The following is a 15,659-nucleotide window of genomic DNA, read 5'->3' on the forward strand; positions in this document are numbered from 1 at the left end:
TAATCAAAAGGATATTAGGAATTACTTAGCCATTGTTTTGGATTTTCCCGCCACTTTAACACAGAGCTCATATCATCTTTCGTCAAATAACCTTTATCGACCGCTGTTGCAATTAAAGTTGAAAAATTAGACAAAGAATAGTAAGGAACTTCTGCCTCTTGACAAAGATTGGTAGCCTCACTTAATTCATAAGTAAAAATCGAGACAATTCCCAAGACTTGACAACCTGCTTCTTTTAACACATTTGCTGCTAAAATTGAACTCTTTCCAGTTGAAATTAGATCTTCAATAACAACGACTTTTTTCCCACTTTTAATAGGACCTTCAATTTGATTTTTCTTTCCGTGTCCTTTTGTGCTTGAACGAACATAACACATTGGTACATGTAAAAGTTCACTCACCCATGCTGCATGGGGAATACCTGCAGTTGCAGTTCCAGCGATTATTTCAACGTCTGGGAAATGTTCAGTTATTAAACTACATAAACCTTTAGCTATCTCTTTCCTAATCTCAGGGTAGCCTAAAATCAGTCGATTATCACAGTAAATTGGTGATTTAATTCCCGAAGTCCACACGAAAGGATTGGTAGGATTAAGAGAAACTGCCCCTATTTCTAGTAATGTTTCAGCTACTTTTTGTTTCATATTCATTATCAATCAGCTCCCATTGTTGTTTTATCATTTGATACGTTTTGTATGGGTCAGAACTTTCTGTAATAGACCGACCTACGACAATTGCTGAAGAACCGACTTCTCTTGCATGTTTTGGGGTAGCCACTCGTTTTTGATCACTGGATTGGTCCTCCTTTAATCGAATTCCAGGGGTGACAATTAAGAAATCTTCTCCTAATTTCCGAAGTAATGACACTTCATGTACAGAACTAACAACACCGTCAAGCCCTGCCTTTTTTGCTAAAGAAGCATAGTGGTAAACAGATTGTTCAATCGTTGATAAAACTAATTGTTCTGACTGCATTTGCCCCTCAGAAGTACTCGTTAATTGTGTTACAGCAATACAACTTGGACGTAATCTTCCTTTTGGTGTTCCAGCTTTTAATCCTTCAATAGCCGCCTTCATCATCTCACTACCGCCTGCTGCGTGAACGGTAACGAGATCTACTCCTAAGCTTGCAATTCCCTTCATAGCTCGACCGACCGTATTGGGAATGTCATGAAGCTTTAAATCAAGAAAAATGGAATGTCCCATCGATTTTAATTCACGAATTATTGACGGGCCTTCTTGATAAAATAATTCCATACCGACTTTAACAAATAGCTTTTCATCACGAAAGTTTTCTAGAAATTCACACATCTCCTGTTTAGATGCGAAATCAAGAGCAATAATAACTGGATTGTTCATTTTTCCAACTCCTTCCACAAACCTCAGAAAGATGATCAATTTGCAGTCTTAACATTAATTCTTCTAGATCATTAATTAATGTCGGACAAATAAATGGATCTACTAAGTTTGCTGTACCAATAGCAACAGCACTTGCACCCGCATAAACAAATTCAAGAACATCTTCTGCCGTTGAAATTCCACCCATTCCAATAATTGGAATGTTTACCGTTTGACTTACTTCATAAACCATTCGTAGTGCTACCGGTTTAATCGCTGGACCCGATAGCCCACCTGTTATATTTGCCAATATTGGCTTGCCAGTCTTTATATCCATTGTCATACCTGTTAAAGTATTAATCATCGAAATTCCATCTGCACCACCGTCTTCTACTGCTTTCGCCATCGCCCGAATGTCAGTAACGTTTGGCGATAGTTTAACATAAACAGGTACATGAGATACTTCTTTAACACTTTTCGTAATTGCTTTTGCCACTTCTGGAACTGTACCGAAAGCAATTCCACCTTGCTTCACATTTGGACAAGATATGTTTAATTCTAGAGCTCGAACATTACTTGCTGTCGATATTTCTCTTGCAACAGCTACATAGTCTTCAATCGTTGAACCAGCAATATTGGCAATTATTGGTACATCAAATTGACTTAACCAAGGTAGCTCTTCTTCCATAACTTTTTTTAACCCTGGATTTTGTAAACCTATTGCATTAAGCATTCCCGCTGATGTTTCCGCAACACGTGGGGTCGGATTACCGAATCTCGGTTCCAATGTCGTTGCTTTAATCATAATTGCACCTAATATACTTAAGTCATAAAATTCAGCAAACTCACGACCAAAACCAAAACAACCCGATGCAGGCATTATTGGATTTTTTAACTCAAGACCAGGCAAAGATACATGTAAACTCGTCATAAGATGACCTCCCCTGCTAAAAATACCGGACCATCGCTACAAACTTTTCGATACCCTTGACCGTCACTTGTCTTTTTAACACAAGCAAAACATGCACCAATTCCACAGCTCATTCTCTCTTCTAATGAAATGTAAACTTCTTTATCATGAAAGGTATCTTCTAGCGCCTTTAACATTGGTGTTGGACCACAAGAATAAATACGGTCAAAAACCTGTACTTTTTCCTTTATTACATCTGTCACTAACCCTTTTGTCCCAAATGAACCATCCTCAGTCGCTACGAAAGTCTCGCCAAGTTTCTGAAACGCTTCATAAAGAAAAACGTCATCTTTTGTTTGAAACCCTAGTACGTGGATTACTTGTATTCCTTTTTTTACAAGTTGTTTTGATAATTCATATAGAGGAGGTACACCTATACCTCCACCTACTAAGAGTGCTACTTTACCTACCTCAATATTATCTATCGGAAATCCGTTGCCTAAAGGGCCAAGAACATTAATCTCGTCACCAATATCTTTACGTGAAAGCATTGTTGTCCCTTTACCATTTGCTCGATAAATTAGGGACATTTCCGAATTAGGTAAATTAATATTTGCTATACTGATTGGTCGGCGAAGTAGGGGGCCATCAAGAAGAGAAGTTCCATCTCCTATTTTTACATGAACGAATTGGCCTGGTCTTTCAATTTGCGAGACTAACTCTCCTTTTAAAATTAATTCATATATATTTAAAGCAATCTCTTTATGACTGACTACTTTCATTGTTTCAACTGTTTTCATACGTGGATCGGCTCCTTATGTGTAGTCTTATTACTAGGCATTGCATCTACAGAGAAGACTAACGATTCCAACACCTTTAAAATTGCACGCGCAGTATCAAGAGATGTTAGACATGGTACTGCGTTTTCAACCGATTCTCTCCGAATCCGAAAGCCATCCCGAGCGATTTCTTTTCCCTTCGTCATCGTGTTAATTACAAGTTGTGCTTGACCACTCCGTATAAAATCTAATAGATTATTTGAACTTGGTGTGGCCACTTTTTCAACTTCTTCCACATCTATTCCGGCTTCTTTTAAATAAGTTGCTGTCCCTTTTGTTGCAAGAATTCGATAACCAATCTGCTGAAATCTTTTTGCTAGAAAACTAGCTTCTTCTTTATCTTTATCTGCTACAGTCAATATTACTGAACCATGTGTATAAAATTTCATCCCTGAAGCGAATAAGCCTTTATATAGAGCCTTTTCTAAAGTAATATCTTTCCCCATGACTTCACCTGTTGATTTCATTTCTGGTCCTAAAGAAATATCCACATTTTTCAATTTGGCAAATGAGAATACCGGAACTTTTACATAAACTCCTTCTTTCTCTGCTGCTAAACCTAATGGAACATCTAATGTTCGAAGTGAATCCCCTAAAATGACCTTCATAGCAATTTTAGCCATTGGTATTTGCGTAATTTTACTTAGAAACGGTACTGTTCGACTAGATCTTGGATTTACTTCAATTACGAAAACATCTTCCCCACTTACAACAAATTGAATATTTATTAATCCGATGATATTAAGTGATTTTGCCAGCTTTATTGTATAATCGACAATTTTCTCTTTCACAGTTTTTGATAAATTTTGTGGTGGATATACTGCTATAGAGTCACCTGAATGGACCCCCGCACGTTCAATATGTTCCATTATTCCAGGTATAAGGACATCTTTCCCATCCGAAATTGCATCGACTTCGATTTCTTTACCTGTTATATATCGATCAATTAATACAGGTTGGTCTGGATTAATACGAACTGCGTTTTCCATATAATGTAGTAACTCTTTTTCGTGGTACACAATTTCCATTGCTCTTCCACCTAATACGTATGACGGTCGAACTAAAACCGGGTATCCAATTGTTCTTGCAATATTTACCGCCTCGTCTACAGTTAATGCTGTATTTCCTTTAGGCTGTGGAATATTATTTTCATTTAACGTTTGTTCAAAAAGTTTCCGATTTTCCGCTCGATCAACATCTTCAAGTTTTGTGCCTAATATTTGAACACCACGCTCGACTAATTGGGACGCCAAGTTTATTGCCGTTTGCCCACCAAATTGAACAACTACTCCTTTAGGTTGTTCTAATTCAATTACATTCATAACATCCTCAATCGTTAATGGCTCAAAGTATAATTTATCAGAAACGGTAAAATCAGTAGAAACCGTTTCTGGGTTATTATTTATAATGATTGCTTCGTATCCAGATTGTTTAATAGCCCAAACCGAATGAACAGTCGCATAATCAAATTCAACTCCTTGACCAATTCGAATTGGTCCAGATCCGATAACTAAAATACTATCTTTTTCCGATTTGACCGACTCATTTTCTTCTTCATATGTTGCATAATAATAAGGTGTTTCTGCTTCAAATTCTGCTGCACATGTATCTACTGTTTTATAGATTGGGAATATCCCATTTATTTTTCTAAGTTGATAAACTTCTTTTTCTGGTATATTCCAATACTTTGCAATAATCTTATCTGAAAATCCTGTTTCTTTAGCTCTTTTTAAAATCTCTATGCTATATGGTTCCTCACGTAATTCATCATCTAAATCAATAATCTTCTTTAATTTATGTAAGAAGAATAAGTCAATCTCACTCCATTTATGAACGGTTTCTACAGGTATTCCCCGATTTAATGCTTCACCTACATAAAAAATTCGTTCGTCATCTGCATTTCTAATTCGCCGTTCTAATTCATCTATTGATACACTTTGTAATTCATCCATTGTTAAATGATATACACCTGCTTCTAATGAGCGAATTGCTTTAAGCAGAGATTCCTCAAACGTTCGACCAATTGCCATTACTTCACCAGTTGCTTTCATTTGTGTACCAAGGGTTCTCGTAGCTGACTCGAATTTATCAAATGGAAAACGCGGGATTTTTGTTACTACATAGTCAATCGTTGGCTCAAACATTGCAAATGTTTTTCCTGTCACAGGATTCATCATCTCGTCTAAAGTCAACCCAACCGCGATTTTGCTTGCAATTTTAGCAATTGGATAGCCAGTTGCTTTTGAAGCAAGTGCTGATGAGCGACTAACCCGTGGATTTACTTCAATAATATAATATTGAAAACTATTTGGATTTAGTGCGATTTGTACATTACAGCCACCTTCAATTTGCAAAGCACGAATAATTTTTAACGAAACATTTCTTAACATTTGATATTCACGGTCTGATAACGTTTGTGTTGGCGCTACTACAATTGAGTCTCCTGTATGAATCCCTACAGGATCGACGTTTTCCATACTACAAATTACAATGGCCTGATCTTTTGCATCCCGCATAACTTCAAATTCAATTTCTTTAAATCCTTTAATACTTCTTTCTAATAAGACTTGGTGAACTGGACTCATTTTTAATCCATTCGTAACGATTTCAATTAACTCCTGCTCATTTTCACAAATTCCTCCACCAGTCCCACCTAGTGTAAAAGCTGGACGTACAATAACAGGATACCCAATTTCACCAACAAATTTATACGCTTCATCTAAATTGTGAACAATCATACTTTCTGGAACCGGTTCACCAATCTCCTCCATTAAAGATCTGAATTGTTCTCGATCTTCCGCTTTTTCTATCGACTGTAATTTTGTACCTAATATCTCTACATCATATTCAGCAAGGATACCAGACTGCGAAAGTTCAACAGCTAAGTTTAGACCAGTTTGTCCACCTAGTGTTGGAAGTAGCGCATCTGGTCTTTCTTTTCGTATAATTCGACTAATAAATTCAATTGATAACGGTTCTATGTATACAACATCAGCAATTTCTGTGTCTGTCATAATTGTGGCTGGATTTGAATTGACGAGTATGACACGATAACCTTCTTCTTTCAATGACAGACATGCTTGTGTTCCTGCGTAATCAAATTCAGCTGCTTGTCCTATGACAATTGGTCCTGACCCAATAACTAATATAGATTTAATATCTGACCACTTCATGACGGGTTCCCTCCCATTTTTTAATCATTGATAGAAAATGATCAAATATTTCGATAGCCTCTTCAGATCCCGGCGAACCTTCTGGATTAAATTGGACTGAAAATGCAGGCATTGTTTGATGGCGTATTCCTTCGATTGAATGATCATTAATTTCAATATGCGTTATTTCGAGTGGGACCCGTTTTAGAGATTCTTTCTCAACAACGTATCCATGATTTTGAGATGTTAACATAACTTTTCCACTACGAATTTCTTGTACAGGATAACTATTTCCTCGATGTCCATATTTCATCTTTTCTACTTCAGCACCACTTGCAAGGGCTAGTAATTGGTGACCTAAGCCTATTCCTAAAATCGGAATTTTTCCTAATACGCTCTGGATTGTTTTTATTGCATAGGGCATATTTTTTGGATTTCCAGGACCATTTGAAAGTAATATCCCATCTGGATGTAATGCTAAAATTTCACTTATTGAAGAGTTATATGGTACAACACTGACATTACAATTGCGAAGGGTAAGTTCGCGTAATACACCTTGCTTCATTCCATAGTCAATAAGTACAATCCGATATCCTCTTCCTAGAACTGAATAGACTTGCTTTGTTGAAACCGTTGATACTAAGTCTATTTCTTGCTTACATTGTAGTTGTTTAATAATCGCATCATGATTTACATCAGTACTACATAACATTCCTCGCAATGTGCCCTGTTGACGGATTTTTTTGGTTAATTTTCTTGTGTCAATACCTTGTAAACCAGGAATATTTTTATCTCTGCAGTATTCCATAATTGTTTGCTGATTTCGGAAATTCGATGGAAAATCACTTACTTCCTTTACAATTAACCCTCGAATGGACGGCTGGAATGTTTCAATATCTTCATGATTAATACCATAATTTCCAATTAATGGGTATGTTAATGTAACGATTTGACCAGCAAAAGCCGAGTCGGTAATTATTTCTTGATATCCTGTCATCCCTGTATGAAATACTACTTCACCCATTGAATCTTCTAATGAACCAAATGCCCCGCCGATAAATACCGAACCATCTTCCAAGATAAGTTGTCTTTTCATTGGTTGACACGCTCCCTTTCCCAAACAATTTCACCACCTACAATTGTAGTTACTGGCCACCCTTTACATTTCCACCCTGTAAATGGCGTATTTTTTCCTTTTGAAACAAAAGTTGTTGGATCAATAATTTGTTCATGTTTCAGATCAATTAACACAATATCCGCCAATGAACCTTCTTGTAACTTTCCGGTTGGGAACTGAAATATTTCTGCTGGTTTTCCTGTTAAAAGCATAATTAATTGTTGTAAAGTTAGAATCCCTTTCTCAACCAAATGAGTGTATAATAATGGAAATGCAGTTTCTAACCCGACAATACCGAATGGTGCCCTCTCCATTCCTAAATCTTTCTCCTCTTTTGCATGAGGAGCATGATCTGTTGCAATCATATCAATTGTTCCATCAAGCAATCCTTCTATTAAAGCTTCTCGGTCCTCGACACTCCTTAATGGTGGATTCATTTTAAAATTTGGATCATGACTTATAATATCTTCTTCCGACAATAATAAATGATGTGGAGTTACTTCCGCTGTTACATTAATTCCCGCTCTTTTTGCATCACGAACAATGCGAACAGATTCCTTTGTACTAATATGACAAACGTGATAATGACAACCTGCTTTTTCCGCTAATAAAACATCTCTTGCAATTTGAACTGATTCAGATAGTGATGAAATTCCATTTAAATGTAATCGTTTATCAACTTTCCCTTCATGAACAACACCTGAATGAACAAGTGATAAATCTTCACAATGAGCGACGATAGACTTATTTAACTTTGCAGCTTCTAACATTGCTTGATACATCATGTCCGCAGTTTGAACACCTACTCCATCATCTGTAAAAGCAAAAGCTCCAGAAGACGCTAATTCTTGAAAATTATTTAACTCATTTCCTTCTAAATTTTTTGTAATTGAACCATATGGATAAACTCGAATTTTACTAGATTCCTTAAATCTATGATGTAACCATTCTAGTGTTTCACTATTGTCTGGAACTGGTTTTGTATTCGGCATTGCACATACTGTTGTAAAACCACCTTTTGATGCAGCTTTTGTGCCTGTCTCAATCGTTTCTTTATGTTCTCCACCTGGTTCACGCAAATGAATGTGGACATCAATAAATCCTGGCGAAACAAGAAGACCTTCTGCATCGATAACCTTGTCTTGATCTTCTACTACTAGTTCATCTGATATTTTAGTAATCATTCCATTCTCATCAATATACATGTGTTTTATTTCTAAATTACCATTCTCATTAATTAGCGACCCGTTCTTGATAACTAACTTCATATTCAAACTCCCCTTTGTTTTGTTCTTGTAATGCTCGTTTCAGTACACTCATTCGGACATAAACACCATTATTCATTTGTTTAAAGATTCTTGACCTCCCGCACTCCACTAGTTGAGAGGCAATTTCTACATCACGATTGACTGGTGCTGGGTGGAGAATGATACTATGTTTTTTCATTCTTTTTTCCCTCTCAATCGTTAGTCCGTATGACTGATGGTATTCTTCCTTTGTCATAGTCGATGTTGATTGATGTCTTTCATGTTGTATTCTTAGAAGCATGACAACATCTACTTGTTCAACTACCTCATCAATTGGTAAATACGTTCCTTGAGAAATAATCGTTTCATCGAACCACTCTATCGGTCCTGAAAAATATACTTTCGCCCCAAGTCTTGTTAGTGCATTCGCATTTGATCTAGCTACTCGGCTATGCATGATATCCCCTATGATGGCAATTTTTAGTCCTTGAAACTTACTGAACTCTTGTTGAATTGTTAATAAATCAAGTAAAGATTGAGTAGGATGATGCCCACAACCGTCACCGCCATTAATGATAGGAATATTTATCCCAGCTAATTCATCAAAATAACGTTCCTTTTCGTGTCGAATTACAACCGTGTTAACTCCTATACTTTGTAAAGTTTTTACCGTATCATACAAGGTTTCCCCTTTTAATACACTTGAGGTCCCTGCTTCAAATGGAATAACATCAAAACCTAATTTTCGTTCTGCAACTTCAAAACTACATTTTGTGCGGGTACTTGGTTCAAAAAATAAATTTGCAACAAATTTTTGTTCGTCTAGTCTCCATTCTTTCCCTTTAGAAAACTCATCAGCGACTTTTAAAATATTAAAAATCTCTCCTGTTGTTAATTCATCCATTGTTAACAAGTTGTTCATTCGTTATCCCCCTCAATGAAACTTTTCATTAAAATGTAAAAAACCTCTTCCCAGTAATTGGAAAGAGGTTAGGAATAAGTAATAACATAATTACTACATTGTCATACAGTAATCATGTTATCTTACTTAATGCTCCCCTTTCCAGCCTCTCTGGACTGTCTGTTAAAAGGGCTATATTTCGTTTTCATGAATTGTTACTTGATCAATTTTATCAACTTCGGTTAGTTCAACGACAATTTTCTCCGTTTTAGCCGTTGGTATATTTTTTCCTACATAATCAGCGCGAATGGGTAATTCACGATGCCCTCGATCAACTAATACTGCTAGTTGGATACTACTTGGTCTACCAAAGTCTATTAAAGCATCCATTCCAGCACGAACAGTTCTACCTGTGTACAATACATCGTCAATTAAAACTACTGTTTTATCATGTATGTCAACTGGTATGTCTGAACCCTTCACAAGTGGATCTTTATCTTTTGTTTTTATCGTCAGATCATCTCGGTAAAGGGTGATGTCTAGTTCACCAACTGGAATATTAGCACCTTCAATTTGGGCGATTTTTTCAGCTAGTCGTCTTGCCAAAAAGATACCCCGTGTACGAATCCCAACAAGAACGACATGATCAATACCTTTATTACGCTCAATAATTTCATGGGCAATCCGTGTTAGTGCACGGCGAATCGCTTGTTCATCTAATACGATAGCTTTTTGCACGTCTTTCCCTCCTATCTCTTTATTGGGAATTGGATTTTAAAAAAACTCCCCTTCAAGTAGCTGAGGGGAGTTTACTAATCATTATCATCCGTTCCCTTCTCAGACTCTCTGGACTGATTTAAAGGTGTTATTCACTTCATTTATGATGATAAATCTTATTCCTAATTTTGTCAACAAATATTTATAAATCTAATTTTAATTGTTGTAATAATCTTGTGAACTCATCTGGTAGAGGTGCAGTAAATTCCATATACTCGTTTTTACGCGGATGAATAAAACCAAGAACGCCTGCATGTAGTGCTTGTCCTTCAATATCTAACGTTTTCTTTGGGCCGTATTTCGGATCACCAGCTAAAGGATAACCAATATACTTCATATGAACTCGAATTTGATGGGTACGTCCAGTTTCAAGCTCACACTCTATATGAGTAAATTCCTGAAAACGCTCAATAACTCGAAAATGCGTTACAGCATGTTTCCCATTGTCAACAACAGCCATTTTTTGTCTGTCGTTTTTATCACGACCAATAGGCGCATCAACCGTTCCGTAATCATGCGGAATTACACCATGAACAATCGCCTCATATTTTCTTGTAACAGACTTTTCCACTAGTTGCTCAACTAAACGTTCATGAGAATAATCATTTTTTGCCACCATTAATAATCCCGATGTGTCTTTATCAATTCGATGGACAATGCCAGGTCGCATAATTCCGTTTATGCCTGACAAATCTTTACAATGAGCGAGTAAACCATTCACAAGTGTTCCTGAAACATGTCCTGGTGCAGGGTGTACGACCATTCCTCTAGGCTTGTTTACAACTAGCACATCACCGTCTTCGTAATATATATCTAAATTCATCTCTTCCGGCTCAATATCTAGTGGTATAGGGTCTGGTACAGTTATAATAATTTGATCACCAAGCTCACATTTATAATTTGCTTTTATTTTATCTTGATTAACCGTCACTCGTCCTTCTTTAATCCAATCTTGCACTTGCGTCCGCGACCAATCTTCCTCAAGAGAGGATACTAACTTATCGATTCGCTCCCCTGATTGGTTTTCTTGGACAATGTGCAGTATCTTTTCCATATTATTGCTCCTTTTTCTCTTTACGTTCTTCTAAAAACATAACAATTATTAATAATATAACCCCAATTGTTAAACTTGAATCAGCTACATTAAAAATTGGAAAATCATAACTAAAAATCTTTACATCAATGAAGTCGATAACTTCTTTTCTAAATAAGCGATCAATAAAGTTACCTATTGCGCCGCCCAACATGAGAGCTAGTGAAGTACTAAACAAAAGTTTTCCTTTTGCATACTTATGCAAATAATAAATAATAAAGATGATAACGAAAACAGTAATTAAATAAAAGAACCACATCTGCCCCTGTAAAATTCCCCATGCAGCCCCACTATTTCTGTGTGATGTTATATATAATAATTGATCAATAACTGGTATACTTTCCCCTAATTTCATATTGGAGACGATCATCCATTTCGATATTTGGTCTAAGCCAATTATCATGATTGCTAATATGTAATATCCCAAAAATAAGACCTCCAAACACCTTTATATTCTGTTTGAATTTTAGCATAAAAATCTTCTGTTTGCATACCTTTATTAACAATTAGCATCTAAAATAAAAAAGAGACAGGCGGGATATTAACCTGTCATAAAGGAAAAACTGGTTTTCTAAAAAATTTCATCAATGTTTTTACTTCACTTAAGGAACGTACAGTAGGTTGAAATAACAATAATTCACCGGGAATTGGGTAACCTGTTTCTTCACAAAAGCCATAACCACCGCTTTCTATCTTCTCAATCGTTGCAATTAAATCTAATAATTCTTCTTCGGCCAATTGTTTCACATGAGGCGATAAATCGTTGTTATTGAGGTGTTCTTCTAAGTCTGTCTTCATAGCAACCATTTCGTTATATAGATCTTGAAGCGTATGATGCAAGCTTGAACCCTCCCATCCGTAGTCGATTCTCTATTTATCATTGTATGTTTATTATGACCGAATGTTCCTTTTCAACTTCTAAAACAATTTACTATTTCATTAAATAGAAGGTAAAAGTGGAAAATAATTTTAAAGAAAGGAAAAAAAGGAAGGTAATCCTTCCTTTTTTTAAACTAAATCACTATAGTGTTCTTCTACAGTAGATGCGCATCGAGAGCAAAGTGTTGGGTGATTATGATTATGTCCGACATCTTTTTTAACAACCCAACAACGCTCACATGTTTCACCTTCAGCTTTAGAAACTACAATCGCTGCATGCTCTAATTTTAATGCATCCTCTGGTGCTTCTTCATAACTACCAGCAATTTCAAAATCAGATACAATAAAGATTTGTCCAATATTTTCTGAAATGGAATCAAGTAGTTGTTTAACATCATCTCGCACATATAATGACACTTTAGCTGTTAAAGACTTTCCAATAACTTTATCATTACGTGCCTCTTCTAATGCTTTCAAAACATCATCGCGTAAATCCATAAATTTAGACCATTTTTCTTCCAACTCATCTGCTCTTGGCAACTTTTTATAATCTGGAAGATCTGTTAATTGAACACTTTCTTCCTCCACACCATTAATATATCCCCAAACTTCATCAGCTGTATGTGCCAAAATTGGTGATAACATTTTTGTTAAGGAAACTAAACATTCATAAATAACTGTCTGCATCGCACGTCGAACCGGATGATTTCTTGCCTCAATATATAAAACATCTTTTGCAAAGTCTAAATAAAATGAACTTAAATCAATCGTAAAGAATTTACTCATATCATGGTAAATATCCATAAAATTATACTGCTCATATGCATAGCGAACATTCTTCACTAAATTATTCAATTTAACGAGCATATATTGATCAACTTCACGTAAATCTTCATAAGATACTGCATCCACTTTTGGGTCAAAATCAGATGTTGTACCAAGCATAAAACGTAACGTATTACGAATCTTTCGATAAACCTCTGAAACTTGTTTGAAATTGTCCATAAAAACTTTTACATCCGCTGTGTAATCTACCGAAGAGACCCAAAGACGTAAAATATCAGCACCAAATTGTTTGGTTACTTGATCAGGTACAATGACGTTTCCAACTGATTTTGACATTTTTTTCCCTTCAGCATCTACTGTAAATCCATTAGAAACAACACCTTTATATGGAGCAATTCCGTTAACAGCAACACTAATGATTAGACTCGAATTAAACCAACCACGATATTGATCAGAACCTTCTAAGTAAATGTCGGCAGGGAATTGTAGTTCATCACGAGTTCTTAACACACCATGATGTGAAGAACCGGAATCAAACCAAACATCCATAATGTCGCTTTCTTTAGTAAACCGACCATTCGGACTTCCTGGATGACTGAACCCTTCAGGTAAAAGCTCTTTCGCTTCTCTTTCAAACCAAATATTTGAACCATGATTCGCAAAAAGATTTGCCACATGTTCAATTGTTTCTTCAGTAATAATAGGTTCACCATTTTCAGCATAAAACACTGGAATTGGCACTCCCCAAACACGTTGACGAGAAATACACCAGTCCCCACGATCGCGAATCATATTATATAATCTTGTTTCACCCCACTTGTTATACCAATGAACATTATGAATTTCAGTTAATAATTGTTCACGGATAGGATCAATTGAAGCAAACCATTGTGGTGTTGCACGGAATATTACAGGTTTCTTTGTCCGCCAATCATGTGGATACGAGTGCGTAAAGAATGAAAGTTTTAATAATGCGCCGACTTCTTCTAATTTTTCTGTAATAGCTTTATTTGCTTTATCATAAAATAGACCTTCGAATCCAGGCGCTTCTTCAGTCATACATCCTTTGTCATCTATTGGACTTAAAACACCTAAGTTATATTTTTGACCAACATAAAAGTCATCTTCACCATGACCAGGTGCAGTATGAACACAACCCGTACCTGCATCAGTTGTTACATGTTCACCTAACATAACAAGAGAGTCTCTGTCATAAAATGGATGTTTAGCAAGAGTGTATTCAAGATCTGATCCTCGAACAGTTTTAATTACTTCATATTTCGTCCAATCTAGTTCTTCACTGACTGATTTTAATAAATCCTCTGCAATTAAAAATTTTCTATCCTCAACTTGTACTACAACATATTGTAAATGCGGATGGACAGAAATACCTAGGTTTGCAGGAATTGTCCATGGGGTTGTTGTCCAAATAATAATTTCGGTATCTTGATCGAGTACATCTTTTCCGTCTTTTACTGGGAAAGCTACATAAATTGACGGTGATTTCGTATCTTTATATTCAATTTCTGCCTCAGCTAATGCTGATTCAGATGATGGTGACCAATAAACTGGCTTCAGCCCTTTATAAATTAAGCCTTTTTTCGCCATTTCACCAAACACACGAATTTGCTGTGCTTCAAAAGAGTGATGCAAAGTTAAATATGGATGGTCCCAATCACCGCGAACCCCTAATTTTTTAAATCCTTCTCGTTGAATTTCGACTTGTTCATATGCGTATTTCTCACATAACTCACGAAATTCAGCAACTGCCATTTCTTTCCTCTTAACACCTTTTTTCGTTAACTCTTGCTCAATCGGTAGCCCATGTGTATCCCAACCAGGTACATATGGTGCATCATAGCCCATCATTGAGCGCGAACGAACGATAAAGTCTTTTAACACTTTATTTAGTGCATGACCCATATGAAGACTCCCATTTGCATATGGTGGGCCGTCATGAAGAATAAATTTAGGCCGCCCTTTAGTCCGTTCCTGTACTTTTTTATAAATATTCATTTCTTCCCAACGGGCTTGCACTTCTGGCTCTTTTTTAGGGAGATTTCCACGCATTGGGAAATCTGTTTTCGGCATTAATAATGTGTCTTTATAATCCAATGAAAGCACCTTCCTTAACTTTATTTACATGATTGACTGATTTTAAAAAAAGTAACCACTTTCCAACACCTTTTTTAGGGTAAAGAAAACTCGGGGCTCGCGCTTTTAGGCGTCCAAAAAGTCGTAGTTTTCGCTTATGCGTATAGGAAAGTAGAATTTTTTCAATTTCCACTTTCTGATTCGCCAAAAATAAAAAAGCTTTCTCATCCCTAATGGGACGAGAAAGCTTTTCCCGCGGTACCACCCATATAGACAAAGATATATTGTTATATCTTCATCCACTTCACCATTTTAACGTGATTATTCACGCCTCCCCCTACTGCTCATTCAGGGTTGGAACTCCAGGGTGATTTTCCGTATTTCACCTTTACCGGGCTTCCACCGTCCCCGACTCGCTTTAAAAGAAATTGAAATCGTACTGTCCCTCTCATCGTTTCACATATTTTACTGTTGCTTTTAAATATATAGATATATGGAATTATATGCAAATATAAGACTAGAAGTC

At 36.3% G+C, this 15,659-nt stretch carries 14 protein-coding genes and 1 other annotated feature; all 14 genes read right to left on the reverse strand.

Annotated features, from left to right (window positions below; translation table 11 throughout):
- Positions 1–14 precede the first annotated feature (14 nt).
- Complete coding sequence (pyrE, locus tag BN2144_RS16235) at positions 15–644, reverse strand: orotate phosphoribosyltransferase (protein WP_033829422.1); 630 nt, start codon at positions 642–644, stop codon at positions 15–17.
- Positions 625–1,359 carry an orotidine-5'-phosphate decarboxylase gene (gene pyrF / locus BN2144_RS16240; RefSeq protein ID WP_033829277.1) on the reverse strand — a complete coding sequence of 245 codons (735 nt, stop codon included), beginning with the start codon at positions 1,357–1,359 and terminating at the stop codon, positions 625–627. Before pyrF ends, pyrE begins: the two co-directional genes overlap by 20 nt.
- A complete protein-coding gene (locus BN2144_RS16245) occupies positions 1,331–2,269 on the reverse strand; it encodes a dihydroorotate dehydrogenase (RefSeq protein WP_033829278.1) in 939 nt (312 codons plus the stop codon). Before BN2144_RS16245 ends, pyrF begins: the two co-directional genes overlap by 29 nt.
- Positions 2,266–3,048 (reverse strand): dihydroorotate dehydrogenase electron transfer subunit, encoded by a 783-nt coding sequence (locus BN2144_RS16250; RefSeq protein WP_033829279.1) that lies wholly within the window; start codon positions 3,046–3,048, stop codon positions 2,266–2,268. The genes BN2144_RS16245 and BN2144_RS16250 overlap by 4 nt, the downstream gene beginning before the upstream one ends.
- Positions 3,045–6,260: a carbamoyl-phosphate synthase large subunit gene (carB, locus tag BN2144_RS16255; protein ID WP_033829280.1), complete on the reverse strand. Its 3,216-nt coding sequence runs from the start codon at positions 6,258–6,260 to the stop codon at positions 3,045–3,047. The genes BN2144_RS16250 and carB overlap by 4 nt, the downstream gene beginning before the upstream one ends.
- On the reverse strand, positions 6,241–7,335 hold the full coding sequence (locus BN2144_RS16260) for a carbamoyl phosphate synthase small subunit (protein WP_033829281.1): 1,095 nt from the start codon (positions 7,333–7,335) through the stop codon (positions 6,241–6,243). The genes carB and BN2144_RS16260 overlap by 20 nt, the downstream gene beginning before the upstream one ends.
- Positions 7,332–8,624 carry a dihydroorotase gene (locus tag BN2144_RS16265; RefSeq protein ID WP_033829282.1) on the reverse strand — a complete coding sequence of 431 codons (1,293 nt, stop codon included), beginning with the start codon at positions 8,622–8,624 and terminating at the stop codon, positions 7,332–7,334. Before BN2144_RS16265 ends, BN2144_RS16260 begins: the two co-directional genes overlap by 4 nt.
- On the reverse strand, positions 8,590–9,525 hold the full coding sequence (locus BN2144_RS16270) for an aspartate carbamoyltransferase catalytic subunit (protein ID WP_033829283.1): 936 nt from the start codon (positions 9,523–9,525) through the stop codon (positions 8,590–8,592). The genes BN2144_RS16265 and BN2144_RS16270 overlap by 35 nt, the downstream gene beginning before the upstream one ends.
- 171 nt (positions 9,526–9,696) lie before the next feature.
- Positions 9,697–10,242, reverse strand: a complete 546-nt coding sequence (gene pyrR / locus BN2144_RS16275; protein ID WP_033829284.1) for a bifunctional pyr operon transcriptional regulator/uracil phosphoribosyltransferase PyrR — start codon at positions 10,240–10,242, stop codon at positions 9,697–9,699.
- A 181-nt stretch (positions 10,243–10,423) separates the two neighbouring features.
- On the reverse strand, positions 10,424–11,335 hold the full coding sequence (locus tag BN2144_RS16280) for an RluA family pseudouridine synthase (protein ID WP_033829285.1): 912 nt from the start codon (positions 11,333–11,335) through the stop codon (positions 10,424–10,426).
- Position 11,336: 1 nt separating this feature from the next.
- Positions 11,337–11,801, reverse strand: a complete 465-nt coding sequence (gene lspA / locus BN2144_RS16285) for a signal peptidase II (protein ID WP_033829286.1) — start codon at positions 11,799–11,801, stop codon at positions 11,337–11,339.
- A 122-nt stretch (positions 11,802–11,923) separates the two neighbouring features.
- A complete protein-coding gene (locus tag BN2144_RS16290; protein WP_033829287.1) occupies positions 11,924–12,214 on the reverse strand; it encodes a hypothetical protein in 291 nt (96 codons plus the stop codon).
- A 168-nt stretch (positions 12,215–12,382) separates the two neighbouring features.
- Positions 12,383–15,154: an isoleucine--tRNA ligase gene (gene ileS, locus BN2144_RS16295; protein ID WP_033829288.1), complete on the reverse strand. Its 2,772-nt coding sequence runs from the start codon at positions 15,152–15,154 to the stop codon at positions 12,383–12,385.
- On the reverse strand, positions 15,144–15,326 hold the full coding sequence (locus BN2144_RS20480; RefSeq protein ID WP_222860101.1) for a hypothetical protein: 183 nt from the start codon (positions 15,324–15,326) through the stop codon (positions 15,144–15,146). The genes ileS and BN2144_RS20480 overlap by 11 nt, the downstream gene beginning before the upstream one ends.
- A gap of 38 nt (positions 15,327–15,364) precedes the next feature.
- Positions 15,365–15,594, reverse strand: a binding site (T-box leader).
- Positions 15,595–15,659: the final 65 nt, after the last annotated feature.

Origin of the sequence: Bacillus andreraoultii, assembly GCF_001244735.1 — a bacterium.
Taxonomy (GTDB): Bacteria; Bacillota; Bacilli; order Bacillales; family Caldibacillaceae; genus Caldifermentibacillus; species Caldifermentibacillus andreraoultii.